General features: G+C 75.1%; 29 protein-coding genes. 11 read left to right on the top strand and 18 right to left on the bottom strand.

Annotation, left to right across the window (positions count from 1 at the left end):
- Position 1: 1 nt before the first annotated feature.
- Positions 2-643, bottom strand: coding sequence for a LysE family translocator (locus ACI794_RS06785; RefSeq protein WP_456601605.1), 642 nt, complete (start codon positions 641-643; stop codon positions 2-4).
- A 24-nt stretch (positions 644-667) separates the two neighbouring features.
- Entirely contained in the window at positions 668-1,300 is a 633-nt protein-coding gene (locus ACI794_RS06790) for an antibiotic biosynthesis monooxygenase (RefSeq protein WP_456615958.1), read from the bottom strand.
- 120 nt (positions 1,301-1,420) lie between these two features.
- Here ACI794_RS06790 and ACI794_RS06795 point away from each other — a divergent pair, with 120 nt between their 5' ends.
- A complete protein-coding gene (locus ACI794_RS06795; RefSeq protein ID WP_456615959.1) occupies positions 1,421-2,137 on the top strand; it encodes a M50 family metallopeptidase in 717 nt (238 codons plus the stop codon).
- A 111-nt stretch (positions 2,138-2,248) separates the two neighbouring features.
- Here ACI794_RS06795 and ACI794_RS06800 read toward each other — a convergent pair whose 3' ends face one another.
- A complete protein-coding gene (locus tag ACI794_RS06800) occupies positions 2,249-4,609 on the bottom strand; it encodes a glycoside hydrolase family 65 protein (protein WP_456615960.1) in 2,361 nt (786 codons plus the stop codon).
- Positions 4,606-5,349, bottom strand: a complete 744-nt coding sequence (locus ACI794_RS06805; RefSeq protein WP_456615961.1) for a beta-phosphoglucomutase family hydrolase — start codon at positions 5,347-5,349, stop codon at positions 4,606-4,608. The genes ACI794_RS06800 and ACI794_RS06805 overlap by 4 nt, the downstream gene beginning before the upstream one ends.
- A gap of 167 nt (positions 5,350-5,516) precedes the next feature.
- Between ACI794_RS06805 and ACI794_RS06810 the strand changes: the two genes are divergently transcribed.
- Positions 5,517-6,062: a YbhB/YbcL family Raf kinase inhibitor-like protein gene (locus ACI794_RS06810; RefSeq protein ID WP_456601600.1), complete on the top strand. Its 546-nt coding sequence runs from the start codon at positions 5,517-5,519 to the stop codon at positions 6,060-6,062.
- A gap of 115 nt (positions 6,063-6,177) precedes the next feature.
- Positions 6,178-7,089, top strand: a complete 912-nt coding sequence (locus tag ACI794_RS06815; RefSeq protein WP_456601599.1) for a serine hydrolase — start codon at positions 6,178-6,180, stop codon at positions 7,087-7,089.
- A gap of 12 nt (positions 7,090-7,101) precedes the next feature.
- On the opposite strand, the gene ACI794_RS06820 is transcribed toward ACI794_RS06815, so the two are convergent.
- Positions 7,102-7,911 (bottom strand): GNAT family N-acetyltransferase, encoded by an 810-nt coding sequence (locus tag ACI794_RS06820; RefSeq protein WP_456615962.1) that lies wholly within the window; start codon positions 7,909-7,911, stop codon positions 7,102-7,104.
- Positions 7,912-8,024: 113 nt separating this feature from the next.
- Here ACI794_RS06820 and coaA point away from each other — a divergent pair, with 113 nt between their 5' ends.
- Positions 8,025-8,987 carry a type I pantothenate kinase gene (coaA, locus tag ACI794_RS06825; protein WP_456615963.1) on the top strand — a complete coding sequence of 321 codons (963 nt, stop codon included), beginning with the start codon at positions 8,025-8,027 and terminating at the stop codon, positions 8,985-8,987.
- A gap of 204 nt (positions 8,988-9,191) precedes the next feature.
- Positions 9,192-9,383, top strand: a complete 192-nt coding sequence (locus ACI794_RS06830; RefSeq protein ID WP_456581328.1) for a DUF5999 family protein — start codon at positions 9,192-9,194, stop codon at positions 9,381-9,383.
- A gap of 107 nt (positions 9,384-9,490) precedes the next feature.
- Here the strand turns inward: ACI794_RS06830 and gcvP are convergent, their stop codons facing one another.
- The 11 genes from gcvP to ACI794_RS06885 all read right to left on the bottom strand — a co-directional run bounded on the left by gcvP (position 9,491) and on the right by ACI794_RS06885 (position 21,148).
- Complete coding sequence (gcvP, locus tag ACI794_RS06835) at positions 9,491-12,523, bottom strand: aminomethyl-transferring glycine dehydrogenase (RefSeq protein ID WP_456615964.1); 3,033 nt, start codon at positions 12,521-12,523, stop codon at positions 9,491-9,493.
- Positions 12,524-12,576: 53 nt separating this feature from the next.
- Positions 12,577-13,152: a MerR family transcriptional regulator gene (locus tag ACI794_RS06840; protein ID WP_456601595.1), complete on the bottom strand. Its 576-nt coding sequence runs from the start codon at positions 13,150-13,152 to the stop codon at positions 12,577-12,579.
- A gap of 202 nt (positions 13,153-13,354) precedes the next feature.
- A complete protein-coding gene (locus ACI794_RS06845; RefSeq protein WP_305999992.1) occupies positions 13,355-13,846 on the bottom strand; it encodes a bifunctional nuclease family protein in 492 nt (163 codons plus the stop codon).
- Between the two features lie 113 nt (positions 13,847-13,959).
- Positions 13,960-14,691 carry a transcriptional regulator FtsR gene (ftsR, locus tag ACI794_RS06850; RefSeq protein ID WP_456601594.1) on the bottom strand — a complete coding sequence of 244 codons (732 nt, stop codon included), beginning with the start codon at positions 14,689-14,691 and terminating at the stop codon, positions 13,960-13,962.
- A gap of 72 nt (positions 14,692-14,763) precedes the next feature.
- On the bottom strand, positions 14,764-15,279 hold the full coding sequence (odhI, locus tag ACI794_RS06855; protein WP_091932657.1) for an oxoglutarate dehydrogenase inhibitor Odhl: 516 nt from the start codon (positions 15,277-15,279) through the stop codon (positions 14,764-14,766).
- A gap of 262 nt (positions 15,280-15,541) precedes the next feature.
- On the bottom strand, positions 15,542-15,946 hold the full coding sequence (gene gcvH / locus ACI794_RS06860; protein ID WP_456581323.1) for a glycine cleavage system protein GcvH: 405 nt from the start codon (positions 15,944-15,946) through the stop codon (positions 15,542-15,544).
- Between the two features lie 88 nt (positions 15,947-16,034).
- Complete coding sequence (locus ACI794_RS06865; RefSeq protein ID WP_456615965.1) at positions 16,035-16,808, bottom strand: DUF881 domain-containing protein; 774 nt, start codon at positions 16,806-16,808, stop codon at positions 16,035-16,037.
- Entirely contained in the window at positions 16,805-17,137 is a 333-nt protein-coding gene (locus tag ACI794_RS06870; RefSeq protein WP_091932660.1) for a small basic family protein, read from the bottom strand. Before ACI794_RS06870 ends, ACI794_RS06865 begins: the two co-directional genes overlap by 4 nt.
- A gap of 4 nt (positions 17,138-17,141) precedes the next feature.
- Positions 17,142-18,041: a DUF881 domain-containing protein gene (locus tag ACI794_RS06875; protein ID WP_456601592.1), complete on the bottom strand. Its 900-nt coding sequence runs from the start codon at positions 18,039-18,041 to the stop codon at positions 17,142-17,144.
- The gene (locus ACI794_RS06880) at positions 18,038-18,706 is read right to left on the bottom strand and encodes a CDP-alcohol phosphatidyltransferase family protein (RefSeq protein WP_456601591.1); all 669 of its coding nucleotides are present in this window, start codon (positions 18,704-18,706) and stop codon (positions 18,038-18,040) included. Before ACI794_RS06880 ends, ACI794_RS06875 begins: the two co-directional genes overlap by 4 nt.
- A gap of 360 nt (positions 18,707-19,066) precedes the next feature.
- Entirely contained in the window at positions 19,067-21,148 is a 2,082-nt protein-coding gene (locus ACI794_RS06885; RefSeq protein ID WP_456601590.1) for an elongation factor G-like protein EF-G2, read from the bottom strand.
- Between the two features lie 169 nt (positions 21,149-21,317).
- Here ACI794_RS06885 and ACI794_RS06890 point away from each other — a divergent pair, with 169 nt between their 5' ends.
- Together ACI794_RS06890 and paaI are read left to right on the top strand one after the other, a co-directional pair.
- A complete protein-coding gene (locus ACI794_RS06890) occupies positions 21,318-21,518 on the top strand; it encodes a hypothetical protein (RefSeq protein WP_456581317.1) in 201 nt (66 codons plus the stop codon).
- Complete coding sequence (gene paaI / locus ACI794_RS06895; RefSeq protein WP_456615966.1) at positions 21,518-21,949, top strand: hydroxyphenylacetyl-CoA thioesterase PaaI; 432 nt, start codon at positions 21,518-21,520, stop codon at positions 21,947-21,949. Before ACI794_RS06890 ends, paaI begins: the two co-directional genes overlap by 1 nt.
- A gap of 7 nt (positions 21,950-21,956) precedes the next feature.
- Here paaI and ACI794_RS06900 read toward each other — a convergent pair whose 3' ends face one another.
- Both ACI794_RS06900 and paaK read right to left on the bottom strand, forming a co-directional pair.
- Positions 21,957-22,577: a TetR/AcrR family transcriptional regulator gene (locus ACI794_RS06900; RefSeq protein WP_456601588.1), complete on the bottom strand. Its 621-nt coding sequence runs from the start codon at positions 22,575-22,577 to the stop codon at positions 21,957-21,959.
- Positions 22,574-23,917 (bottom strand): phenylacetate--CoA ligase PaaK, encoded by a 1,344-nt coding sequence (gene paaK, locus ACI794_RS06905; RefSeq protein ID WP_456615967.1) that lies wholly within the window; start codon positions 23,915-23,917, stop codon positions 22,574-22,576. The genes ACI794_RS06900 and paaK overlap by 4 nt, the downstream gene beginning before the upstream one ends.
- 115 nt (positions 23,918-24,032) lie before the next feature.
- Between paaK and paaA the strand changes: the two genes are divergently transcribed.
- The 4 genes from paaA to paaD all read left to right on the top strand — a co-directional run bounded on the left by paaA (position 24,033) and on the right by paaD (position 26,864).
- Entirely contained in the window at positions 24,033-25,007 is a 975-nt protein-coding gene (gene paaA, locus ACI794_RS06910) for a 1,2-phenylacetyl-CoA epoxidase subunit PaaA (protein WP_456601586.1), read from the top strand.
- The gene (paaB, locus tag ACI794_RS06915; RefSeq protein WP_456581312.1) at positions 25,004-25,369 is read left to right on the top strand and encodes a 1,2-phenylacetyl-CoA epoxidase subunit PaaB; all 366 of its coding nucleotides are present in this window, start codon (positions 25,004-25,006) and stop codon (positions 25,367-25,369) included. Before paaA ends, paaB begins: the two co-directional genes overlap by 4 nt.
- An 86-nt stretch (positions 25,370-25,455) precedes the next feature.
- A complete protein-coding gene (gene paaC, locus ACI794_RS06920) occupies positions 25,456-26,364 on the top strand; it encodes a 1,2-phenylacetyl-CoA epoxidase subunit PaaC (protein WP_456601585.1) in 909 nt (302 codons plus the stop codon).
- Complete coding sequence (gene paaD / locus ACI794_RS06925; protein WP_456601584.1) at positions 26,361-26,864, top strand: 1,2-phenylacetyl-CoA epoxidase subunit PaaD; 504 nt, start codon at positions 26,361-26,363, stop codon at positions 26,862-26,864. Before paaC ends, paaD begins: the two co-directional genes overlap by 4 nt.
- Positions 26,865-26,913 lie beyond the last annotated feature (49 nt).

Raw genomic sequence — 26,913 nt, forward strand, 5'->3', positions numbered from 1 at the left:
GTCAGCGGCCCGAGACGGCGACCCGCAGGCCCAGCGCGACCAGCACCGTGCCGCTGATCGCCTCCAGCCGCCGATGAACCCGGGGCCTCCGGAACCAGGTGCCCGCACGGGCCACCGCGGCCGCCAGCCCCAGGTAGAGCGCCGTCTCAACGACGACCTGCAGCAGGGCCAGCGCCGCCGTCGTGGCGAGCACAGGGCCCTCGGCCGGCACGAACTGCGGGTAGAACGCCAGCACGAAGACGGCGGCCTTGGGGTTGGCCAGCTGCACCACGACGCCCTCGCCGAACGCCGCCCACCACCCCCGGCGCCCCGGGGTGGCCGGCTCCGGTGCGACCGCAGCGCTGCCCCGGTCCCGCCAGGCCGCCCGCCAGGCCCGGAGCCCGAGGAACAGCAGCACCACGGCACCGACCACGCGCAGCACCAGGTAGGCGACCTCCGAGGCGGCCACCAGCGCCGCGAACCCGGCCCCCGCCGCCAGCGCCCACAGGTAGAGGCCGAGCTCCAGGCCGAGGACCGTCGGCACGGCGCCGCGCAGGCCGCGCAGGGCCGCCCGCCGGAGGATGAGCGCCATCGCCGGCCCGGGCGACGCCGAGATGAGCAGCACGGCGAGCAGGAACGCCGGCACCGTCGTCAGGACCTCCACGCCGACGATGGTGGCAGCGGTGGGTCAGGACGTCGACGAGGTTCCGTCCCCTCCGCGCGGTCGGCGGTCGCGCCAGCTCCGGCCCTGCAGCCACCACTGCAGGCGCGCGGTGATCCACGGCAGGGCCAGGTAGGTCATCACCGGCGTCAGCGCCAGCGTGACGGCCAGCACCCGCAGCACCACGTGGACGTCGGCGAGCGCCGCCCCCAGCGTCACGGTGGCCAGCAGGTTGACCGGGAAGAACACCAGCCAGATCGTCACCGCCTGCTTCCACCGGGGCGGCGCGGCCGGTGCAGGGGTCTGCTCCACCGTCCCGGTGACGGGCGCGTCGAACCAGCCCTCGATGCCGGTGCGCCGCTCGGTGCGGGTGACCTCGGCCAGCCCCTGCGCCGAGCGCAGCCACCACCGCCGCTCCGTGGAGGCCTCCCAGGCGTCCAGGGCGGTCTGGTCGGCGAACCGGACGAGCATGTGCCACTCGTCGGCGTCGTGCCGGGAGCGCACCCAGCCGCCGCCAAGGAAGCCGGGGAAGGTCTCCGCCATGCCGAAGCCGGCGCGGATCCACGCCGTCATCTCGCGCGTGTGCGCCGGGTCGGCGCGCCGCGTGAAGGACACCGTCACCGGGAGGTCGTCCCGGGTGAGGGCGGTCGTCGTCGTCATACACCCAGGATCGCCCGGAGCCGGGTCCGCCGGGTCCCCCGAGGCGGTGTGAGCCCTGCCTCCCCCGACACCCCCGCCGCTCCCCGGTCGCTGACAGGTCCGTGCGGTTGACTCCCGGGCGTGGAGGTCCTCGCCCGCTTCTGGGCCCGCGTGACGGCGACGGTCCCGGACCTCTCGACGACGGTCCTGCTCGCCACCGCCGCCGCCGCTGCGGTGCTGGTCCTCTCCCCCACCCTCTGGCGGCGGGCCCGTTCGGTGGTGACGATCGCCCACGAGGGTGCGCACGGGCTGGTGGCACTGGCCGCCGGGCGGCGGCTCGCCGGCATCCGGCTGCACTCGGACACCTCGGGGCTGACCGTCTCCGCCGGGCGGCCGACCGGCCTCGGCATGGTGCTGACCTGCGCCGCCGGCTACACCGGCCCCGCCCTCTTCGGCCTCGGTGCGGCCGCCCTGCTCGCCGCCGGGCACGCGATCGGGTTGCTCTGGGCGCTGCTGCTGCTCCTGGCCCTGCTGCTCGTGCAGATCCGCAACTTCTACGGGCTGTGGTCGGTGCTGGTCACCGGCGCGGTCGTCTTCGCCGCCACGTGGTGGCTGCCGCCGGCCGGGCAGGCGGTGTTCGCCGCGGTGGCGACGTGGTTCCTCCTGCTGGCCGCTCCGCGCGCCGTCCTCGAGCTCCAGGGTGCCCGCCGACGGCGGGCTGCGCGGGACTCCGACGCCGACCAGCTGGCCCGGCTCACCCCCTTGCCCGCCATCGTGTGGGTCGGCGTCTTCCTGCTCGTCGACGTCGGCGCCCTCGTTCTGGGCGCGAGCTGGTTGATCGGCGCGACCACCGGCTGAGCCGGGGCTATGTTGGGGATAACGGTAGTCGTCACCGAGCGCGCACGACGACCCCAGCCGGTGGTCGTCGTCCCAGCCGCGCGGGGCCGGGCTCCGGTCGCGCGGCGGCGGTCAGCCGCGCGAGCGCCGCCGCGGCTCGCAGCCGGGTGGCTGGCGCACCGGGTCGACGTCGGGCGGCGGCGGCAGCTCGAGCACCACGTCGTCGTGGTCGATGCGCACCTGCCGGCCGTGGTGGCTGATGTCGAGCGGATCGCCGTCCACCAGGCGGTAGGTCGCCTGGTCCCGCTCCACGGTGACGGTGAGCTTCCGGCCCCGGTAGACCACCCGGAAGCGCAGCCGGCTGATCCGCTCGGGCAGCCGCGGCGCGAAGGAGAGCCGGCCCCCGTGGTCCCGGAGCCCGCCGAAGCCGGCGACGGCGACTGTCCACCCCCCTGCCAGCGAGGCGATGTGCAGCCCGTGGCCGGAGTTGTGGTGCAGGTTCTGGATGTCGGTGAGCGCCGCCTCGGCCCAGTACTGGTGGGCGAGCTCCAGGTGGCCGGTCTCGGCGGCGACGACCCCCTGCTGGGTCGCCGACAGCGACGAGTCGCGGGTGGTGCGCTGCTCGTAGTAGGCGAAGTCCGCGATCTTCTCCTCGAGGGTGAACGCGTCGCCCCGCAGGTGCAGGGCCATCACCAGGTCGGCCTGCTTGACCACCTGCTTCCGGTACAGCTCGAAGTAGGGGTAGTTCAGCAGCAGCGGGTAGTGCTCGCGCGGCGTGCCGGCGAAGTTCCACTCCTCGTGGTGGGTGAAGCCGTCGGACTGCATGTGCACGCCACGCTGGGTGTCGTAGGGCACCGCCATGAGCGCCGCCCCGCGCAGCCACTCCTCCACCTCCTCGTCGGTGACCTGCAACCGGGTCGCCACGGCGGGCTGCCGACGCACCGCGGCGGCGGCCTCCTGCAGGTTCCGCTGCGCCATGAGGTTGGTGTAGACGTTGTTGTCGACGACGGCCGTGTACTCGTCGGGACCGGTCACCCCGTCGATCCGGAAGCCGTGCTCGGTGTCGAAGTGACCGAGCGAGGCCCACAGCCGGGCGGTCTCGATGAGCAGCTCGGCGCCGTAGTCGCGGTCGAAGGCGTCGTCCAGCGTGGCGTCGTGGTAGCGGACGACGGCGTCGGCGATGTCGGCGTTGATGTGGAAGGCGGCCGTGCCCGCGGGCCAGTAGCCCGACGTCTCCTCGCCCCGGATCGTCCGCCACGGGAACGCGGCCCCGCGCAGGCCCAGCACGCGGGCGCGCTCACGGGCCAGGCCCAGGGTGGTGTGCCGCCAGATCAGCGCGTCTCGGGCGGCGTGCGGCGCGGTGTAGGTGAGCACCGGCAGCACGTAGGTCTCGGTGTCCCAGAAGGTGTGCCCGTCGTAGCCGGGCCCGGTCAGCCCCTTGGCCGGGATCGCCTGCCGCTCGGCGCGGAGCCCCGCCTGCAGGACGTGGAACATGCCCACCCGCACGGCCTGCTGCAGCTCGTCGTCGCCCACCACCTCGACGTCGGCCTCGTCCCAGTGCTGGGCCAGGAGCTCGCGCTGCTCGCGGAGCAGGCGCTCGAAGCCGGCGAGCTTCGCCGTCGCCAGCGCCGCCTCCACCTGGTCGCGCAGCGCCGCGCCCGAGCGGCGCGAGGACCAGCCGTAGGCGAGGAACTTGATGATCTTCATCGAGCCCCCGGGCGGGATGCGGGCCGCGAGGGTGTACCGGGCCAGGTCGCCGACGGCCTCGATGTCCTCGGTGCAGCTGTCGGGGACCTCGATCAGGTGGTCCATGCCGGCCGCCATGCGCAGCTGGCTGCGCTTCGTGCGGTGCACCAGCACCGCGCGGCGGCCCCGGCCGGCGGCGAGCTCGCACTGCAGTGGGCGGGCCAGGGCGGCAGCACCACGCGGGTCGCGGTCGCCGTCGGGGGCGCCGTCCTCGTTGGCCAGCAGGTCCGACTGCAGGGCGACGTAGAGGTCGCCGAGGTCGTCGGTGACCTCCACCTGGTACTCGATCGCGGCGATCGACCGGCGGGCCAGCGACACCAGGCGCGTGCTGGTCACCCGCACGGTCCGGCCGCTGGGCGAGCGCCACTCCGTGGACCGGCGCAGCACCCCGGCCCGCAGGTCCAGGGTGCGCCGGTGGTCGATGACCTCGCCGTAGTTGAGGTCCAGCGGCGAGTCCTTCACCAGCAGCCGGATCAGCTTGCCGTCGGTCACGTTGACGACGGTCTGCCCCATCTCCGGGAAGCCGTAGCCCGCCTCGGCGTAGGGCAGCGGCCGCTCCTCGAAGAAGCCGTTGAGGTAGGTGCCGGGGACGACGACCGGCTCGCCCTCCTCCAGCGAGCCGCGCATGCCCAGGTGCCCGTTGGCCAGGGCGAAGACCGATTCGTGCACCCCGAGGCTGCCGTGGTCCATCCCGACCTCGGTGAGCGCCCACGGCTGGACCGGGAAGACCGCCCGCCCCTCGGTCATGGTCGCTCCAGCAGCTCGGCCAGGTCGGTCACGACGACGTCGGCCCCGGCCTCGCGCAGCCCCTCGGCGTGCCCCACGCGGTCGACGCCGACGACGTGGGCGAACCCGCCCGCGCGCCCGGCGGCCACCCCGGCCAGGGCGTCCTCGAAGACGACGGCCTCCTGCGGGCTCACCCCCAGGGCGTGCGCGCCGGCCAGGAAGGTGTCGGGCGCGGGCTTGCCCGCCAGCCCCCGCTCCCGCGCGACGACGCCGTCCACCCGGGTGTCGATCAGGTCGGCGAAGCCGCCGGCGGCCACCACCTGCTCGCCGTTGGCCGAGGCGGTCACCACCGCGGTGGCCAGGCCCGCCTCCTTCACCGCCCGCAGGTAGCGCACCGAGCCCTCGTACACCTCGACGCCGTGCTCCTCGAGCTCCCGCTGCACCAGGTCGTTCTTGCGGGTGGCCACTCCCTGCACCGTCTCGGCGTCCGGGGGGTCGCCGAGCTCGCCCTCGGGCAGGACGATGCCCCGGCTGGCGAGGAAGTCGCGGACGCCGTCGGCCCGCGGCTTGCCGTCGACGTACCGGTTGTAGTCGTCCTGGGTGAACTCCGGTGCCGCCGGGTCGTGCGCCCGCAGGAACTCGTCGAAGGTCCGCTTCCAGGCCGCCATGTGGACCGTGGCGGTCCGGGTGAGGACGCCGTCGAGGTCGAACAGGCAGGCCCGGACGCCGCCGGGGAGGCCGACCGATCGGGTGGTGGACACGACGCGACGCTACCGGCGCCGGGCGCTGCGCACGTCCTGGGACGGCGCCCGGGCGCGCTGCGGGCGTCCGGCCCGACGGGCGCCGGGCGGTGGAGCTGCCTAGGGTCCGACGGGGACGCTCCGGCGGCCCCGCCCATCGACCGACCGCCCCGAGGGAGAGGACCACCATGGCCGACCGGCCCACCCCGCCCAACCCCTACGACTTCCTGCCGCAGGTGCCGGGCTTCACCGTGACCAGCAGCGACCTGTCCGACGGGCAGGCCATGGCGATGCCGCACGTCAGCGGTGTGATGGGCGCCGGCGGCGAGGACCGCTCCCCCCAGCTGTCGTGGTCCGGCTTCCCCGAGGGCACCCGCAGCTTCGCCGTCACCGTCTACGACCCGGACGCTCCGACCGCCAGCGGCTTCTGGCACTGGGCGGTGGCGAACATCCCCGCGTCGGTGACCGAGCTGCCCTCCGGCGCCGGCGACAAGGACGCCCCGCAGCTCCCCGAGGGAGCCGTGCAGCTGCGCAACGACGGCGGCTTCGCCGGGTACGTCGGCGCCGCTCCCCCGCCCGGGCACGGGCCGCACCGCTACTTCGTGGTGGTGCACGCGGTCGACACCGACCGGCTCGAGGTGGACGCGAGCACCACGCCAGCGGTGCTGGGCTTCAACCTGTTCTCGCACACGCTCGCCCGCGCGACCCTGGTGGCCACGTACGAGCAGGGCTGACCGGCCGCGTCCGCGCGTCTCCGCACCGCCACGGCCCGCCGCCGGCCGCTTGAACGTTGAAGCGGCCACCGTGGGGTGGGTGCGGCGGCCGCCGTCGGGTGGGTAGCTCCCCGCCATGGCGACGTCGTCCCCCCGCCCGGGCCGGCGCGGCCCGGGGCGCGTGCGCCGGCTGCCCGTTCCCGGGCTGCTGGTGGCCCTGCTGGCCTCGTTGGTGGGCTCGTTGCTCGCGCCGGTCCCGGCCGCGGCCGCATGGCCCTCGGCCCAGGAGGTCGTCTCGGCCATGACGGCGGCCTACGGCACGCAGGGCACGCTGGCGGTGGCGGTCGCCCGGCAGCCCGACCCGACGGGCGGCCGCTCGGCCCGGGCGGCGGAGGCGGCCACGGCGCGGGCGGCCGCGTTCCGGGCCGACAACGGCGACGTGGCCGGGCGGCCGATCCCGGGCGCGTCGATGGTGAAGCTGTACATGGCCGCGGACCTCCTGCACCGCGCCCGGACGGGGCGCCTGGCCCTGGACCGGGAGGACTTCGCGCTCCTGCAGGCGATGGTCCGGCGGTCCGACGACCCCGCGGCCTCGCAGCTGTGGGTGCGCTACGGGGGCGCGCAGATGGTGGTGGACGTCGCCGAGCGGTACGGCCTGAGCGCCACCAGCCCCCCGGCGGTGCCCGGCCAGTGGGGCCAGACCTTGACCAGCGCCCGCGACCTCGCCCGGTTCCTGTCGCTGCTGCCCACGGTCGCGCACCCCGCGGACGCCGCGGCCATCCTCGCGTGGATGCGGCTGGCCACGCCGATCGCGGCCGACGGCTTCGACCAGGAGTTCGGCGTCTTCGGCGCCGTCCCCGGGCGACCGGCGGTCAAGCAGGGGTGGATGTGCTGCGTCGCGGGGAACCGGCACCTGCACTCGGTCGGGGTGATCGGGCGCAAGGTCGTCGTGCTGCTCAGCGAGGTCCCCGCATCCGTGGGCTGGGACGCCGCCCGCGCCGCCCTCGACGCCGCGGCGGCGCAGCTGCCCACGCCGCGGGACTCCTGATCCTGCGCGGGCTCAGCCCGGCGGCAGCTCGGCCACGGCGGTGGTCGCGATGCGGGCGAAACCGATGCGCTCGTACACCCGCGCCACGTCGTCGTCACCGGCGGCCAGGAAGACCAGGTCCGCGGTCTCCCGGGCGTGCGCGGTCAGGGCCGAGGCGACGCCGGCGCCCAGCCCGCGGCCGCGCAGCCGCGGCAACGTCGCCACCCCGACGATCTCGCTCACCTCGGTGCCGTCGACGTCGAGGGGCTGGTGCGAGCCCACCGCGACCGGCTGGCCGTGGTCGATGGCGACCATCATGACGGTCCGCCCGTCGGCGATCCGCTCGCGCAGCACCTCGGTGCGGCGCACCGCCTCCGGCGACTCCTCCGGCGCCCTCTCCTCCACGTCGACGGCTCCCCCGGGGTGGGCGAAGCCGAGCGCGGCCACGTGCTGGTAGTGCGGCAGCTCCGGGTCCTCGGCGCCGACCAGGAAGAGGCGGACCCCCGCCGGCAGGACGACGTCGACGGGTTCGTCGGCCACGAGCAGCGGCAGCTCCTCGACGGCCATCCCTGCCGCACGGACGGCGGCCCCCACCTCCGGCGAGCACTCGGGGATCCACTCCAGGGCCGTCGGCAGGCCGACCGCCCGCTGCAGCTCCAGGGCCGCCCGCACGTCCTCGGCGGTGACCTGGCCACCGTCGTGCCGGGGGCGGGCGGGGTAGGGCCAGGCGGGATCGGCGATCGGGACGTCGAGCGCCCCGGCGGTCTGGATCCGCGCGTCCGGCTGGGGCGCGGCGGCGAAGTAGCGCTCGATGCACTCGAGCAGCCCCGGGCGGGTCGGCACGGGGAAACACTAGACCGGCTCCGTCCCGTCGGGGCTCCGCACGCCCCCGGTACCCCGTGGCCCGACCCGCCTGGGTGACCCGCGCGCACCCCGCCCCGGGGGTGGACGGCACGATGGGGCGCGTGACGGCTGGGACTCGTGGCTCCATCTCGCCCTACGCGGTGTTCGACCGCGACTCGTGGCGAGCCCTGGCCGCGGGCTCGGTCCTGCCGCTGGACGCCGCCGAGCTGGAGACCCTCGCCTCCCTGGGTGACCGCATCGACCTGGACGAGGTCGCCACGGTCTACCTGCCGCTGGCCCGCCTGCTGAGCCTGCACGTGACCGCCAGCCGCCGCCTCTGGGCGGCGCAGAGCGAGTTCCTCGGCAACGCCACGGCCAAGGTGCCGTTCGTCATCGCCGTCGCCGGCAGCGTCGCCGTCGGGAAGAGCACGACCGCGCGCCTGCTGCAGACGCTGCTGGCGGCCACCCCCGGCGCCCCCCGGGTCGACCTGGTCACCACCGACGGCTTCCTGCTGCCCAACGCCGTGCTGCAGGAGCGCGGCCTGCTGGGGCGCAAGGGCTTCCCGGAGAGCTACGACCGGCGGGCGCTGCTGCGCTTCCTGGCCGACGTGAAGTCCGGGCGCGAGGAGGTCTTCGCGCCGGTGTACGACCACCAGTCCTACGACATCGTGCCCGGCCGCGTGCAGGCGGTGGACCGGCCGGACATCCTCGTGCTCGAGGGGCTGAACGTCCTGCAGGCGGGCCGGCGCACGGACGGGTCGGCCCCGGAGATCTTCCTCTCGGACTTCTTCGACTTCTCGGTCTACGTCGACGCGGCGGAGGCCGACATCCAGCGCTGGTACGTCGAGCGGTTCCAGGCCCTGCGCCGGACGGCGTTCCAGGACACCACGGCCTACTTCCACCGCTTCGCCGACCTCACCGACGACCGGGCCCGGGAGACGGCGCTGGGCATCTGGTCGGCGGTGAACGGCCCGAACCTCCGGGACAACATCGCCCCGACCCGGTCGCGGGCGCGGCTGGTGCTGCAGAAGTCCGCGGACCACTCGGTGCGCCGGGTGCTGCTGCGCAAGCTCTAGGCCCGACACGCCGCGGCCGACCTGGGCCGATGCCCGGCGTGACCGGCGGCCATGGCAGGACCTGCCAACTCCTCCGGGTGGATTGGTGACCCGGCTCACGCGCTCTGCTTCAGGACGCGCGCACACCTGCCGAATCCAGGAGTCAGACGAGCGCGGTGCGCAACCCGGACCGGTCGTCCTGGAAACCGACGAAGAGGAACCGTCATGTGCCACCACGCAACGCCCTGCCCCGACGTAGCCAGCGAGGCGCGCGACCTCGCCGCCGTGGTCAGCAGCCACCCCGAGCAGGGTTGGCGCCTCCTGTGCAACGGCGTCGTGCTCTTCGACGACGACGGCGAACTGCTCCCCGACGGCCGGGCCGTCCCCGACCACCACGTCTGGCTGGCCCCCGCCTGAGCGGCCCCCTGCAGGGTCCCGGAGGAGCACGTCGCGCCCCGACTGGAGGGCGCGACGCAGCGCGGTAGGCGCATCCGTGACCGGCACCCTGCCGCCGGGTGCCGACGCTAGGCCGGGGCCCCGACCACGTCGGCCGTCGTCCCGAGGTCGTCGGGGTGCCCCTGACCGCGTGAGGGCACCGCACCGTTCCCCGAGGGCGCGTGCGCGCCGAAGTCGTGGTCCTCGAACGCCTCCGGCGGCGGGCAGGAGCACACCAGGTTGCGGTCGCCGTAGGCCTGGTCGATGCGGCGGACGGGGCTGAGGTAGCTGCGGCCCTGCAGCGCACGCACCGGGTAGACCGCCTCGCTGCGCGGGTAGGGCCGACCCCACTCCCCCGCCACCATCGCCAGGGTGTGCGGCGCGTTGCGCAGCGGGTTGTCGGTGCGGTCGTACTCCCCCGTCGCGACCTTCTCGATCTCCGCGCGGATCGCGACCATGGCGTCGACGAAGCGGTCGAGCTCCGCCTTGTCCTCGCTCTCGGTCGGCTCGACCATGAGCGTGCCGGCGACCGGGAAGCTCATGGTCGGGGCGTGGAAGCCGAAGTCGATCAGGCGCTTGGCGATGTCGTCGTTCGTCACGCCCGTCGCCTTGGTCAGCGGGCGGATGTCGAGGATGCACTCGTGGGCCACCAGCCCCGTGGCGCCGGTGTAGAGGACCGGGTAGTGGTCGCGCAGGCGGGCCGCGACGTAGTTGGCCGCCAGGATGGCGTGCTCGGTCGCCCGGGTCAGCCCGTCGGGCCCCATCAGCCGCATGTAGGCCCAGCTGATCGGCAGGATGCCCGCCGACCCCCAGGGCGCCGCGGAGACGACCGGGCCGGAGGCGCCGGTGTCCACGACCGGGTGCCCGGGCAGGAACGGCAGCAGGTGCTCGCGGACGGCGACCGGGCCGACCCCCGGGCCACCGCCGCCGTGCGGGATGCAGAACGTCTTGTGCAGGTTCAGGTGGCTGACGTCGGAGCCGAACCGGCCCGGGCGGGCGAGCCCGACGAGCGCGTTGAGGTTGGCGCCGTCGACGTACACCTGGCCGCCGGCGTCGTGCACCGCGGCGCAGATCTCCTGGATGTCGGCCTCGAACACCCCGTGCGTCGACGGGTAGGTGATCATGAGTCCCGCGAGCCGGTCGGCGTGCTGGTCGACCTTCGCGTGCAGGTCGGCGACGTCGACGTTCCCGGCCTCGTCGCAAGCCACGACGACGACGCGCATGCCGGCCATGACGGCGCTGGCGGCGTTGGTGCCGTGCGCCGAGCTCGGGATCAGGCAGACGTCGCGGTGGCCCTCGCCCCGCGAGCGGTGGTAGCCGCGGATGGCCAGGAGACCGGCGAACTCGCCCTGCGAGCCGGCGTTGGGCTGCACGCTCACCCCGGCGTAGCCGGTCACCTCGGCCAGCCCCGCGCACAGCTCGTCGATCAGCTGCCGGTAGCCGCGGGCCTGCTCGGCCGGGGCGAACGGGTGCAGGTGCGCGAACTCCGGCCAGGTGATCGCCGCCATCTCGGCCGCGGCGTTGAGCTTCATCGTGCAGGAACCCAGCGGGATCATCGTGCGGTCCAGCGCCAGGTCCTTGTCGCTCAGCGAGCGCAGGTAGCGCAGCATCGCCGTCTCCGAGCGGTGCGCGGAGAAGACCGGGTGGGTGAGGAACGGCGTCCGGCGGCGAAGCGCGGCCGGGAGAGCGTCGGCACCGGCGTCGTCGAGCGCCGTCTCGTCGGCGGGGACCCCGAAGGACTCGGCGACGGCGAGCAGGACGGCCGGCGTCGTCGTCTCGTCGCAGGCGACGGCGACCGTGTCGGCGTCGACCAGGCGCAGGTTGATCCGCCGCTGCGCCGCCGCGGCGACCACCTCGGCGGCGCGTCCGGGCACCGCCACCTCGACGGTGTCGAAGAAGTGCTCGTGCACGATCTCCAGCCCGCCGGCGCGCAACCAGCCGGCCAGCACCGTCGCGCCGCGGTGCACCCGGGCGGCGATGGCGGTGAGCCCCTCGGGGCCGTGGTAGACGGCGTAGGCGCCGGCCATGACGGCCAGGAGCACCTGCGCGGTGCAGATGTTGCTGGTCGCCTTCTCCCGGCGGATGTGCTGCTCGCGGGTCTGCAGCGCCAGCCGGTAGGCGACGTCGCCGTCGGCGTCCACCGAGACACCGACCAGGCGGCCGGGGAGCTGGCGGGCCAGCCCCTCGCGCACCGACAGGTAGCCGGCGTGCGGGCCGCCGTAGCCCATGGGGACGCCGAAGCGCTGGGACGTGCCGCAGGCGACGTCGGCGCCCCACTCCCCCGGCGCCTCCAGCAGGGTGAGTGCCAGCAGGTCGGCGGCGACGACGACGGCCGCGCCGGCCTCGTGCGCGGCGGCGGCGAGCGCGCGGTGGTCGCGGACGGCCCCGCTGGCGCCCGGGTAGGACAGCAGCACGCCGAACGCGCCGGCCTCGGGCAGGTCGGTGGGCCAGCCGGCGGAGAGGTCGGCGACGTGCAGCCGGATGCCCAGCGGCTCGGCGCGGGTCTGCAGCACGCCCAGCGTCTGCGGCAGCGTGTCCCGGTCGACGACGAAGACGGCGTCACCCTTCGCCCTGCCGGCCCGGCGGACCAGGGTCATCGCCTCGGCGGCCGCGGTCGCCTCGTCGAGCATCGAGGCGCCGGCCACGGGCAGCCCGGTCAGGTCGGCGACCGTCGTCTGGAAGTTGATCAGCGCCTCCAGGCGGCCCTGGCTGATCTCGGGCTGGTAGGGCGTGTAGGCGGTGTACCAGGCCGGGTTCTCCAGCACCGTGCGCTGGATGACCGGTGGGGTGATCGTGCCCGAGTAGCCCAGGCCGATCATCGAGGTGAAGACCTCGTTGGCGGCCGCGCGCTCGCGCAGCAGCGCGAGGACGGCGGCCTCGCTCTCGGCGGGCGGCAGGTCCAGTGGCGCGCGGTCGCGCACGCCCTCGGGGACGCAGGCGTCGACGAGCGACTCCAGCGACGGGTGGCCGACGACCTCGAGCATCGCCGCGGTGTCGTCCGGCCGGGGACCGATGTGCCGCCCGGCGAAGGACCCGGCGGTGTCGAGGGCGTTCAGCGAGGGCAGCGGTCCGGCGATCGGCGTGGTGGCCTCACCCGTGGACGCGGCAGCGCGGTCGGTCACTGCTCGGACGGTACCAGCGAGCGTTCCCGGCGAGCGCGCGCCCGGAGGACGACCTAGGCCGTCGCCACCCGGCGCCGGCGGCGCAACGACAGCTCGTCGTCCGACGGGACGACCTGACCGCCGTCGATGCGCTCCGCGGGCAGCTCGGCCAGCTCGCCGGAGAGCTCCCGCAGGGCGCCGGAGACCGCGATGCCGAACACGCCCTGGCCGCCGGCGAGCAGGTCGACGACCTCCTCGGCGGAGGTGCACTCGTACACGGTCGCGCCGTCGGAGAAGAGGGTGACGTTGGCCAGCTCCTTCACCCCGCGCTGGCGGAGGTGGTCGACGGCCTTGCGGATGTTCTGCAGCGAGACGCCGGTGTCCAGCAGCCGCTTGACGACCTTGAGCACCAGGATGTCGCGGAAGGAGTAGAGCCGCTGGGTGCCCGAGCCGGTGGCGCTGCGCACCGACGGGGACACCAGGCCCGTGCGCGCCCAGTAGTCCAGCTGGCGGTAGGTGATGCCGGCGGCGGCGCAGGCGGTCGGACCGCGGTAGCCGACCAGGTCGGTGTCGACCTCGTCGTACTGCGGCGCACCGACGGCGGCATCGCTGAACAGCTGACCTTGCGAGCCGTTGCCCTGGTCGCTCACGTCCGGCGTCCTCCTCTGTCCCGCCACAGCCGCGGCGGTAGACGGTTCGGCACCCGTCACCTCAGGTGTCACACCGTTGTCGTTCGCCGACGGTAAGCCGGGCCCGGAGGCCGGTCAACTGAGCGGTGCGGCGTGTCGCCACACCAGCCCCATTTCGGGTGACGGAAGCGGCGCGCCTGCCGATACCTACCCGATGGGCCCTCTAAGCGGGCCCGCCGCCGGAGCCGGAGCCGGCCCCGAAGTCCTCCGGCGAGATCTGGTCGAGGAACTCGCGGAACTTCTCGACCTCGTCCTCCTGCTCGTCGGGAATCTCGATGCCCACCTCGTCGAGGAGGTCGTCGGCGCCGAAGATCGGCGCCCCGGTGCGCACCGCGAGCGCCACCGCGTCGGAGGGGCGGGCGCTCACGATGCGGTCGTCGCCGAAGACGAGCTCGGCGATGTAGATGCCGTCGCGCATCTCGGTGATGTTGACCGCCTCCAGCTCGGCTCCCAGCGTGCGCACGACCTCGCGCAGCAGGTCGTGGGTCATCGGGCGGGCCGGGCGCACGCCCTGCTGCTCGAACGCGATCGCGGCCGCCTCGACGGCGCCGATCCAGATCGGCAGGTAGCGCTCCCCCTGCGTCTCCTTGAGCAGCAGGATCGGCTGGTTGCCGGGCAGTTCGACGCGGACGCCGACGACTCGAAGCTCCTGCACGGTGCGGCTCCCTCGGCTGCGGCCCGGGTTCGGGCGGGACGGTGTGGTCAGGCGGCCGGTGACGCGTCGACCCGGCGGCGGGCCGGACCGCGACGGCTCAACGGTACGCCCGCTCAGGGGCGGAGGAGGTCCCGCAGGCGCGTCTCGAGCAGGGCGGTGTGCAGCTGCGCGGAGAGCGCGGCCAGCTCCTGCAGCTTCTCGGTGGCGCGCGTGCGCGCCTCCTCGGAGCGCGCCCGCAGCACCGGGGCGACGAGCTGCTCGACGAGCCCCGCCTCGCGCTCCACGGCGCTGCGGTAGACCCGCAGGTGCCGCGGCTCGATGCCGTGCCGGGCGAGCCCGGCGGCCGCGCGCGCGATGGGGAGGTCCGCGGCGGGGTGCCGGCCCTCGGCGTCGGTGGAGAGGAGCCCGAACTGCACGCAGTCGGCCAGCTGCCCGGGCTCCAGCCCGGCGGCCCGCGCGAACTGCTCGGCGGTCAGCGGCGCCGTCGCCCCCTCCTCGGTGGAGGCGGGGGGCAACGGCGCGGAGCCGCTCGTGCCGGGCAGCGGCTCCCCGCGGTCGAGGGCGTCGAGGTGGTCCTTGATCACCCGCAGCGGCAGGTAGTGGTCCCGCTGGGCGGTCAGCACGTAGCGCAGCCGGCTGACGTCGGCCCGCGAGAACTTCCGGTAGCCCGACGGCGTGCGCTGCGGGTGGACCAGGTCCTCGGACTCCAGGTAGCGGATCTTGCTGATCGTCACGTCGGGGAAGTCGTCGCGCAGCACCGCCAGCACCTCGCCGATGGTCAGGCGGGGTGCGTGCTGGTCGCCGGCGTCCCCGAGCGCACGCTCGCGCTCGGGCACGGCGGTCACGCCCCTCTCTCCCCGGGACCGCGTCTGGGCGTCCCGGTCCGCGGTCCCGACATGCGCAGAATCGCCGGTCGGCTAGCGCGCGGCCGGCTCGCCGGTGCGCGGGCCGGTCAGGTACACCAGGCGGAACTTGCCGATCTGCACCTCGTCGCCACCGGCGAGAGTGGCGACGTCGACCGGCTCGCGGTTGACGTAGGTGCCGTTCAGGCTGCCGACGTCGTGCACCGAGAAGCCGCCGCCCTCGCGGTGGAACTCGACGTGCCGGCGGCTGACCGTGACGTCGTCCAGGAAGATGTCGCTGTCGGGGTGCCGGCCGGCGGTGGTGACGTCCTGGTCGAGCAGGAACCGGCTGCCGGCGTTGGGGCCGCGCTTGACCACCAGCAGCGCCGACCCGGCGGGCAGCGACTCGACGGCGCCCGCGTGCGCGTCGGCCGCCTCCACCGCCTCCGGCTGGTCGCCGGTGTCCTCGCCGCCGACCTTCGGGATCACGCTCGTGGCCTCGCCCACGCGCTCCGGGGAGAGCGCCGCACCGCACTGCGCGCAGAAGCGACTGCCCTCGGGGTTCTCGTGGCCACATCGAGTGCAGTGCACGTTGCGTCTCCTCCGGTGCGAGGGGCCCGCCGCGGACCTGGAACGGGCCGCGGGCGGCCGGCGGACGGTGGGCCGGGCGGCCCGCCGTGGGTCGGCCGCCGCGGGTGGGCGGCGGACCGTGGGTCATGGAACCAGCCGGTCGGCCCGAGGGTCAACCGGAGGTGCAGGGCCGGGGGGCGGCTTCGCCGCAGGTCCCCCGCTGTTCTTCGCCCCGCAGCGATCATAGTGATCGATCGCCGCAGTCAGCCTCCCGGCGGGCCGGTCACGTGCCGTCGACCACGGCCTGGTACGCGTCGGCGTCGAGCAGCTGCCCGGTGGGGTCGCCGCCCTCCCCCTGCACCGCGATGTCGACCAGCCAGCCCTCGCCGTACGGGTCGGCGTTGATGGTCTCCGGCGCGTCGGTCAGGCGGTCGTTGACCGCGGCCACCACCCCGGCGACGGGCGCGTAGACGTCGGAGACGCTCTTGGTCGACTCCACCTCGCCGATCGGCGTGCCGGGGGCGACCTCGGCCCCCACCTCGGGCAGCTGCACGAAGACGATGTCCCCGAGCGCGTCCTGGGCGTGGTCGGTGATGCCGACCCGGACGACGGTCGACGTGCCGTCGGTCCCCTGCACCATCGCCCACTCGTGCTGGTCGGTGTAGCGGCGGTCGTCGGGCGTGCTCATGCGGCGGTCGTCTCCCGGTGAGGTGGTGCAACGGCCTCGGCGCAGGGCCCCACCTCGAGCGGAGCGGGAGGTGGGGGCACCGAGATCCCTAGTCGGTTGTGGGCGAAGCGTATTGAGGGCGGTCGAGCGGCCGCAACGCGTCCACGAGGAGCTCGGGCGACTGCACGATGTCCACGGAGCCGCCGCGGCGCTCGATGCGCTGCACGACCCCGCCGGGGATGTTCATGGCGGTCTCCATGCCCTGGGGGTCGCCGAGGACGACGAACTCGTACGGCGAGCGCAACGCCTCGCCGTCGACGCGGAGGTCGCCGGTGGCGCCGGTGACGGCGGTGGAGAGCCCGATCCGGACGCCGTCGACCTGCATGGTCTCCGCGCCGGCCGCGCGCAGCTCCTGCACCACGTCGAGCAGGTCGGGCACCCGCACCTCGCCCGTGGGGTCGGCGATGCTCAAGGTGAGCCCCGGCCCCTGGGCCGGCAGCGTGCCGTTGAGGATGCCGAGGGCCTCGGCCCTCCGGCGGGCCTCCTCCAGCGCGGCACCGGTCCGGCTGCCGGAGCCGTTGAGCTCGCGCAGCGCAGCCCGCTGGTCGGTGAGCTGCGCCCGCAGCCGTTCCTCGCGGCTGTTGAGCTCGTCGAGAATGCGCACGAGGTCCTCCTCGCGCGCGCCGGCCAGCATCTGGGCCTCGTCGGCGTTGCGCACCTGCACCGCGAGCGCGAAGCCCAGCAGCAGGGTGAGCACGCCGATGAGCGCCGCCGCGAGAGGGTCCCGCCCCCGCCGCCGCACCGGGGTGGCTTCGCCCGCGGCCGTCTCCGCGGGTGGCTTCTCGCCGGGGTGCGACGGCCCGGGCCGCCCCGCACCGGTCATGCGCGGAAGACGTGCCGGCGGATCGCCGCCGCGTTGCCGAAGATGCGGATGCCGAGGACGACGACCACCGCCGTCGACAGCTGGGCGCCGACGCCGAGCTGGTCGCCGAGGAAGACGATGAGCGCGGCCACCACCACGTTGGACACGAACGAGATGACGAAGACCTTGGCGTCGAAGATCCCGTCGAGCCGGGCGCGGAACCCGCCGAAGACGGCGTCGAGCGCGGCGACGACGGCGATCGGCAGGTAGGGCTGGAGCCAGAGCGGGACGGTGGGGTCGAAGACGAGGCCGAGCAGGACGCCCGCCGCCAGGCCGAGGATCGGGATCACGACGTCAGCCTCCGGGGCCGGGCTCGGCGCCGGTGGCCCGGCGGGGACTGGCGATCTCGGCGGAGCGGAGCTCCGGCGGGTTGGCGGCCGGCAGGGACAGCTCGTCCTCCTTGGCGAACACGAACTCCAGCCCCGTGGCGGCCGCGAACCCGGCGAGGTCGCGCACCTGGGGGTCGAGCAGGAAGTTCTGCGACAACGTGTCGGGGTCGCCGACGGCGCTGATGCGGTAGGGGCTGCTGACCGGGCGGAAGTTGACCAGCACCGCCTCGCCGGCGAACCGGATGGCGCTCGTGGGGCCCAGCCGCTGGCCGTTGATGCTGACCGCCTCCGCCCCGGCTGCCCAGAGCGCGTTGACGACCAGCTGCAGGTCGCCGTCGGCCACCTGGACCGCCTCGCTGCCGCCCGCGCCGCCGAGCGGGTCGTCGTCGGCATCGGCCTCCGCGTTGGCCAGCGTGACGAGCAGCCCCGGCCCGGTGACGGCGACGGCGGCGGTGGCCTGCTCGGCCCGTGCGAGGGCGTCGAGCGCCCGCTGCCCCACCGCGGTGGCGGCGAGCAGCTCGTCGCTGGTCCGGCTCACCTCGGCGCGCAGCTCCTCGAGGTCCGCGGCCAGCGCGTCGCTGAGCGCGGACTCGTCCTGGATGTCGCGGACGAGGGCCTCGCGGATCTCCTGCCGGCCCTCCGCCCGGGCGGCCGCCTGGTCGTAGGTGACCGCGGCCAGCAGCCCCGCGCCGGCCATGGTCAGCGCGACCAGCACCCGGCCACGGCCCCGGCGGGGTGGCGCCTCTCCCCCGGCCCTGCGGGCGGCGGCCTGCGCGTAGGCCGGGTCGAGGGTCTCGGCCAGCACGTCGTCCAGCAGGGAGGCGCCCAGGGAGCGGACACCGCCGGGCGGGCGCGCGCCGGTCACGGCGAGCTCCGGGTGGCCGCGGAGCGTTCCTCGGCCACGAGACCCACGACCTGGATCACGTAGAAGACGGCGGCCAGCAGGTAGAGCGCGGTGCCCCAGATGGTGAGGGCCCAGGCGAACGGCGCGGCGACGGTCGCCAGCGCGCCGTCCCCGTCGGCGACGAGCAGCACCGGGAAGGCGTAGAGCAGCAGGAGCGTGGCCGCCTTGCCCAGGTAGTGCACCTGCAGCGGCGGGTAGCCGTAGGCCCGCAGGACGAGCAGGAGCACGCCGAGCAGGAGCTCCCGGCCGACCAGCAGCGCCACCAGCCAGAGGGGCACGACCTCCCGCAGCGCCAGCGCGACCAGGGCCGAGACGATGTAGAGCCGGTCCGCCGCGGGGTCCAGCAGCGCACCGAGGCGGCTGCCCTGGTCCAGCCAGCGGGCGAGCTTGCCGTCGAGCCAGTCGGTGAAGCCGGACACCATGAGGACGACGAGCGCCCAGCCGTCCTCCTCCGGGCCGAGGAGCAGCCACAGGAAGAGCGGGACGCCGAGCAGCCGCAGCACCGAGAGCGCGTTCGGCAGGGTCCAGACGCGGTCCGGCAGCTTCTCGCGGTCGGGCAGGGACGCCCCCGTCGTCCGGGACGGGGGGACGGGTGCGGCGGCCGACGACCCGTTCGACGACGTCACGTTCCCTCCAAGCCCAGCACGACCGTGGCCGAGGCTAGTAGAAGGACCCCCTGCCCCCCACCACTCGCATGCTCGCGGCGGGTCCCTGCAGGGGGCCGGCCGCCCCCCTCGTCGCTCGCAACCTGGCAACGGGCCTCCGGACGCGGCCACCGGGCCCCACGTCGGGACGGCCCCCCACCACTCGCATGCTCGCGGCGGGTCCCTGCAGGGGGCCACCCGCCCCCCTCGTCGCTCGCAACCTCGCGACGGGCCTCCGGACGCGGCCACCGGGCCCCACGTCGGGACGGCCCCCCACCACTCGCATGCTCGCGGCGGGTCCCTGCAGGGGGCCGGCCGCCCCCCTCGCCGGGAGGGCGTCCATCAGGCCGGCACGGCCGTCGCCGTGGGCGCCGGCTCGTACCCGAGCGGACGGCGCTCGAAGCTGCCGGTCCCGTGCGTCACCGAACGCAGGACACCGGGGTAGCCCAGCAGCTCCACCTCGGGCACCTCGGCGCGCACCGTGGCCCGGTCGCGGCCCGGGTCGGCCTCGCTGCCGGTCACCCGCGCCCGCCGGGACGACAGGTCGCTCATCACCGCACCGACGTGCTCGGCGGGAACCTGCACCGCGATCTCGCACCAGGGCTCCAGGACCCGGGTGCCGGCGGCGGCCGCGAGCTCCCGCAGCGCCAGGGCGCCGGCGGCCTGGAACGCCGCGTCCGAGGAGTCGACCGAGTGCGCCTTGCCGTCGACGAGGGTCACCCGGACGTCGACCAGCGGCCGGTCCCCGGTGACCCCGCGCGCCGCCTGCGCCCGGATCCCCTTCTCGACGCTGCCGTGGAACTGACCGGGCACGGTGCCGCCGACGATGCGCTGCTCGAAGACGATCCCCGACCCGGGCTCCCCCGGCTCCCCCTCGACGACGACGACGGCGTACTGCCCGTGCCCGCCCGACTGCTTGACGTGCCGGCCGGTCACCCGGGCCGGCCCGCGGAGGGTCTCGACCAGCGGCACGCGGACCGGCACCGTGGCGACGTCGACGCCGTGCCTGCTGCGGAGCCGCTCCAGCAGCACCTCGGCGTGGGCGTCGCCGACGCACCAGAGCAGCAGCTGCCCGGTGTCCGCGCGCCGCTCCAGCCGGACGGTGGGGTCCTCGGCGACGAGCCGGGCCAGTGCGGTCGCCATCCGGTCCTCGTCGCCGTGGGAGGCAGCCTCCACCGCCACCGGCAGCTGCGGGACCGGCAGCTCCCAGGGGGGCACCAGCCGCGGCTCCTCCGGCGAGCTGAGCGTGTCGCCGGTCTCGGCCGTCGCCAGCCGGGCGACGGCGCAGATGTCGCCGGCCGGGCACGCCGCGACGGGCCGCATGGCGGCACCCAGCGGTGCGGAGAGGACGCCGATGCGCTCGTCGGCGTCGTGGTCGGGGTGGCCGCGCTCGGCCATGCCGTGACCGGAGACGTGCACCGCGATGTCGGGCCGCAGCGTGCCGGAGAAGACCCGGACCAGGGAGATCCGGCCGACGTAGGGGTCGGTGGTGGTGCGGACCACCTCGGCGACGAGCGGGCCGTCGGGGTCGCACCGCAGCGGCGGGGCCGACGACCCGTCGGGCCGGGTGACCGGCGGGCAGCCGTGCTCGGCCGGCGAGGGCAGCGCGGCGACGATCAGCTGCAGCAGCTCGTCGATGCCGACCCCGGTGAGCGGGGCGACGCAGACGACCGGGTGGAAGTGGCCGCGGGCGACCGCGGTCTCGAGGTCGGCGACCAGGTCGGGGACGGAGAGCTCGTCGCCGGCGAGGTAGCGCTCCATCAGCGTCTCGTCCTCGCTCTCGCCGATGATCCCCTCGATGAGCTCGGCGCGGAGACGGTCGGCGTCGCGGTCGCCGATGCCCCCGGCCTCGGGGTGGGGCTCCAGCAGCGAGACCAGCCCGCGGGCGGCGCCGTCGGGGCCGCGCTCGACCAGGTGCATGGGGTAGACCCCCTCCCCCAGCATCAGCTGGCAGAGGCGCACCGCCTCGTCGACGTCAGCCCGCGGCCGGTCGATCTGGGTGAGCACGACGGCGCGCGGCATCCCCACCGCGGCGCACTCCTCCCACAGCTGGACGGTGGCGGCGTCCACGCCGCTGACGGCCGAGACGACGAAGAGCGCCGAGTCGGCGGCACGGAGCCCGGCCCGCAGCTCGCCGACGAAGTCCGGGGAGCCGGGGGTGTCGAGGATGGTGATCCGGTGGCCGTCGTGCTCGATGGCGGCCACCCCGAGCGCGACCGACCGCTGCTGGCGGATCTCCACCTCCTCGGTGTCCAGGCAGGTGCTGCCGTCCTCGACGCGGCCCGCTCGGGGAATCGCCCCGGTGGCCGCCAGGAGGGCCTCGGCGAGCGTGGTCTTGCCGGCGCCCGCCCGGCCGACCAGGGCCACGTTGCGCACCTGGGCGGCCGGGCGGGGTGCCGGGGCCGGTGGGATGTCCTTGCCCATGGGGGCCTCAGCCGTCGACGCCGGTCGCTGCGGCCGGATGAGCGGGGTGGGCTGCCACGACGCCTCCCTGGTGCCGGATGTGTCCTGGATCACAGCCTGCCTGGCGATCGGGCGTCGGACAAGCCCTCCCGCGGCCCCCCGCCGCTCGCTGAGGACGCATGCTGGGGGCATGACCAGCGATCACGTCGCCGGCCGCGACCAGGCCACCGGCCGGGCGCACGCCGTCCTGCGCAGCACAGCCGACCTCCCGGCGCCCTGGGCCGGCATCTGCGGGGCGTCGGTCGGCGTCGTCCAGGGGACGTGGGACGGCCCGCGCGGCCGCGGATCGGCCGACCCCTGCCCCGAGTGCGTGCGGCTCACGGCCGGCTGATGACCGGGGCCTCACCGCAGCTCGTCGCCGAGGAGGCGGTTCGCCGCTACCTCGCGGGGGACGCCGCGGCGCGGGCCCTCGGCGTCACCGTGAGCCACGTGGCGCCAGGGGCGGTCACCGCGCACATGACCATCCGGCCCGAGATGCTCAACGGGCACGGCACCGCCCACGGCGCGGCGCTGTTCGCCGTCGCCGACATCGCCTTCGCCATGGCCTGCAACTCCCACGGGCCGGCGGCCGTTGGCCGGTCCTGCAGCATCGAGTACCTCGCGCCGGCCGGGCCGGGTGACGCCGTCACCGCCACCGCCGTCGAGCGCTCGGTGGCCGGCCGTGGCGGCATCTACGACGTCGCCGTCACGCGCGACGCGGACGGCCGACTGCTCGCCGAGCTGCGGGGGCACAGCCGGCAGCTCCCGCCGGGCAGCGCCTGAGCACGCGTCAGGACGGGCAACCCGGCCGGGTGCGCAGCCCGGCGAAGGTGGTCGTGACCAGGGCGTCGGCCAGCGCGTCGGCGGAGAGGTCGCCCTCGGGCCGGTACCACTCGGTGAGCGAGTTGACGGTGCCGAACAGCAGCCGGCTGGTCACGGCGGGGTCGACGTCGGGGCGCACGTCGCCCTCCGCCTCCGCGGCCCGCACCAGGTCGGTGACGACGCGGTCGAACCGGCGCCGCCGCTCCAGCGCCGCCTGCTCGACCGCGGAGTTGCCGCGGACGCGCAGCAGCAGGGTGACGAACGGCAGCTCGGCGGCGAGCACGCGCACCGAGCCGCGGACGACGTGCTCGAGGCGGTCGATGGCCGGCCCCTCGGTGGCGCCCGGCTCCCCGGTGACGGCGAAGAGCGCGTCGAGGGCCCGGTCCAGCGCCAGGCGGAGCAGCTCGACCTTGCTGGGCACGTGGTGGTAGATCGCCGGCTTGGTCACGCCCAGCCGCGCCGCGAGCTCGTCCATGCTCGTGGCGTCGTAGCCGCGCTCGTTGAACAGCGCGACGGCGGTCGCGAGCAGGGAGTCCAGCGAGTGGCCGGGGCGTCCCCGCCGCCCGGTCGCGGCCGCGGCGGCGGTCATGCGCCGGGCCCCGGGCGGTCGCGCAGGTCGTGGAGGCGCTTGAGCTTGCCGACCGAGCGGGCCAGCGTCTCGGGGTCGACCACCACGACGTCGATGCTCGTGCCGACGGTGTCCTTGATCGCCTGCGCCACCTCGGCCGCGGCCGTGGCCCGGCGGCCCGCGGGGCAGTCGGGGCGCGCCTCGACCCGGCAGGTCAGGTGGTCCAGCCGGCCGCGGGTGGTCAGCTCCAGGGCGAAGTGCGGCGAGAGGCCGGGGGTCCGCAGGACGATCTCCTCGATCTGGGTCGGGAAGAGGTTGACCCCGCGCAGGATGATCATGTCGTCGGTGCGGCCGGTGATCTTCTCCATCCGCCGCATGCCGGGCCGGGCGGTGCCGGGGAGCAGCCGGGTCAGGTCGCGGGTCCGGTACCGGACGACCGGCATGGCCTCCTTGGTGAGCGAGGTGAGCACGAGCTCGCCCTGCTCCCCCTCGGGCAGCACCTCGCCGGTGAGCGGGTCGATCACCTCGGGGTAGAAGTGGTCCTCCCACACGTGCAGGCCGTCCTTGGTCTCCACGCACTCCTGGGCGACGCCGGGGCCCATGACCTCGGAGAGCCCGTAGATGTCGACGGCCTGGATGTCGAGGCGCTCCTCCATCTCGCGGCGCATCTCCTCGGTCCACGGCTCGGCGCCGAAGATGCCGATCTCCAGCGAGCTGGCGCGCGGGTCCAGCCCCTGCGCCTCGAACTCGTCGATGATCGTGAGCATGTAGGAGGGCGTCACCATGACCACCCGCGGCCCGAAGTCGGTGATCAGCTGCACCTGCCGCGGTGTCATGCCCCCGGAGACCGGTACGACGGTGCAGCCGAGCTCCTCGGCGCCGTAGTGGGCCCCGAGGCCCCCCGTGAAGAGGCCGTAGCCGTAGGCGTTGTGGAGCACGTCCCCCGGGCGGCCACCGGCGGCGCGGATCGAGCGGGCCATCACGGCGGCCCAGGTGCCGAGGTCGCGCCGGGTGTAGCCGACCACCGTGGGGCGGCCGGTCGTGCCGGACGACGCGTGCACCCGCCGGACCTGCTCCCGCGGGACGGCGAACATGCCGAACGGGTAGTTGTCCCGCAGGTCGGCCTTGCCGGTCGTCGGGAAGCGGGCCAGGTCGGCGAGCTCGCGGCAGTCGTCGGGGTGCACGCCGGCCGCGTCGAAGGCGCGCCGGTAGTGCGGCACGTTCTCGTACGCGTGCCGCAGCGACCACCGCAGCCGGCGCAGCTGAAGGGCGCGCAGCTCCTCGAGGGGCAGCCGCTCCGCCTCGTCGAGAGTGGCCGCGTCCGGGGCCTCGCCGAGCCGTCGCCGTCCGGTCGTCGTCATCCCTGCCGTCCTCGTCCCTCGGCTGCTGCGTCGGCCGCCCGACGCTTGTGCGCGGGTGCGGCGTGGGTCACACTATTCCTGACCGGACGGTCAGTAAACAGCTCGAGGAGATCCGATGTCCGCGCCCACGTTGGACCGATCCACGGCCGGGAACCCCGACGAGGCCGCGCTGCAGCAGCAGTTCGACGCCACCATCGCCGCCGACCGGCGCATCGAGCCGCGCGACTGGATGCCCGAGGGCTACCGGAAGACCTTGGTGCGCCAGGTCGCCCAGCACGCGCACTCCGAGATCATCGGCATGCAGCCCGAGGGTGACTGGCTGCTCGCCGCCCCCAGCCTGCGCCGCAAGGCGGTGCTGCTGGCCAAGGTGCAGGACGAGGCCGGCCACGGCCTGTACCTGTACTCGGCGGCCGAGACCCTCGGGGCCGACCGCGCCGACCTCACCGACAAGCTGATCGAGGGCCGGCAGAAGTACAGCTCGATCTTCAACTACCCGACGCTCACCTACGCCGACGTCGGCGTCATCGGCTGGCTCGTCGACGGCGCGGCCATCTGCAACCAGGTGCCGCTGTGCCGCTCCTCCTACGGCCCGTACGCGCGGGCGATGATCCGCGTCTGCAAGGAGGAGTCCTTCCACCAGCGGCAGGGCTACGAGCTGCTGATGACGATGATGCGCGGCACCGACGAGCAGCGGGCCATGGTGCAGGACGCCGTCGACCGCTGGTGGTGGCCCTCGCTGATGATGTTCGGCCCCCCCGACGACGAGAGCCCCAACACCGCGCAGTCGATGGCGTGGGGCATCAAGCGGCACACCAACGACGAGCTGCGCCGGCGGTTCGTGGACATGACCGTGCCGCAGGCGCAGGCCCTGGGCGTCACGCTCCCCGACCCGGACCTCGCCTGGGACGCCGAGAGCGGGCACTGGCGCTCCGGCCCGATCGACTGGGACGAGTTCCGCCGCGTGCTCGCCGGCGAGGGCCCGATGAACGCCGAGCGGATCGCCCGCCGCAGAGCGGCGCGGGACGACAACACCTGGGTCGTCGAGGCGGCCACGGCCTACGCCCGCAAGCACGCCGGGGTGGCGGCGTGAGCGAGGTGACCGCCGAGGGCGGCCACGGCGCGGTCCCCACCGGTCCGGAGGTGCCGGTGCAGCCCCGCCGCCGCGCCGTGCAGCGGGACTGGCCGCTCTACGAGGTGTTCGTCCGCGGCAAGCGCGGGCTCAACCACGTGCACGTGGGTTCGCTGCACGCCCCCGACGACGAGATGGCGATCGACGCCGCGCGCGACCTCTACACCCGGCGCAACGAGGGCGTGAGCATCTGGGTCGTGCGGGCCGTCGACATCACCGCGTCCAGCCCCGACGAGAAGGACCCGCTGTTCGCCCCCAGCGGCGACAAGGTCTACCGCCACCCGACGTTCTACGAGATCCCCGAGGACGTCCCCCACATCTAGAAGGACCCCCTCCCTCCCCCGCACCTCGTCCCTCGGCGCGGGTCCCCTGGGAGGGGGCCGTTCCAGCACGTCACCAGGAGGTCACCATGCACGAGGAGACCGTGTACGACGCGTTGACGAACGCGGACGGCGAGGCGGGGCACTGGGCGTTCGGGACCGGGTTCGACGACCCGCTGGCCGGCGTGGACACGACCGTGCCCGACGGCATCGACCCCGCGGACCTCGGCGCCTACTGCCTGATGCTCGGCGACGACGCCCTCGTGCTCGCCCAGCGGCTGACCCAGTGGATCACCCGGGCGCCCGAGCTCGAGGAGGAGGTCGCGATCGGCAACATCGCCCTGGACCTCCTCGGCCAGGCCCGCCTGCTGCTCGCCCGTGCCGGCTCCGTCGGCGTGCTGGGCCGCTCCCGTGAGCGGGCCACCGCGTCCATCCCCGACGAGGACGCGCTCGCCTACTTCCGGGACGTCGACGAGTTCCGCAGCACCGCACTCGTCGCCGCGCCGGACGCCGACTTCGCGCACGCCGTCGTCCGGCTGCTGGCCGCCTCCGCCGTCCGCCTGGCGGTGCTCAGCCGCCTCCGGGCCTCCCGCGACCCGGTGCTCGCCGCGATCGCCGCGAAGGGGGTCAACGAGGTCACCTACCACCGCGACCACGCCGCCCGCTGGGTGCTGCGCCTCGGCGACGGCACCGAGGAGTCCCACCGGCGCGCCCGATCCGCCGTCGAGGCGGTGTGGCCGCTGCTCGCCGACCTGTTCACCCCCACCGACGTCGAGACCCGGCTGACCGCGGCGGGGGTGGCCGTCGACCCCGCCGAGGTGCGCGAGGAGGTCCGGGGCGTGCTCACCCAGGTGCTCGAGCGGGCCACGCTGCCCGTGCCCGGGTGGCCGGCCGGCGCCCCGCCCCGCGGACGCCTGGGCCGGCACGGGCCGGAGCTGGCCGAGCTGCTGGACACCCTGCAGGGGCTGGCCCGCCGGCACCCGGCGGCGACCTGGTGAGCGCCCCAGCCGACCCGCGGTCGGTCGCCGAGCGGGTGACCGACCCCGAGCTGCCGACGCTGACGCTGGCCGACCTGGGCGTGCTGCGGGACGTCCGCACCGAGGGCGACGGCGCCGTCGTCGTCGAGATCACGCCGACCTACTCCGGCTGCCCGGCGATGGGCGTCATGCGCGCCGACCTGCTGCGGGCGCTGCACGAGGCCGGCTTCGACGACGTCGACGTCCGCACCGTCCTCTCCCCCGCGTGGACCAGCGACTGGATCAGCGACGAGGGGCGCCGCAAGCTCGCCGCCGCCGGCATCGCGCCGCCGGGCAGGGCGCCGGTCCGCCCGGACGGGCCCGTCCCGCTGAGCCTCGAGCCGATCCGCCGGAGCGCCGCGTGCCCGCTCTGCGGCTCCGCGGACACCGAGGAGCTGTCGGAGTTCGGGTCGACCGCGTGCAAGGCGCTGCGCCGCTGCCGCAGCTGCCGGGAGCCGTTCGAACACGTCAAGGAGATCTAGTGACGCGACAGCGAGTGAGCATCGCGGCGGGCGTCAGCGAGCGAGGAGC

This window comes from Blastococcus sp. SYSU DS0541 (assembly GCF_054050875.1).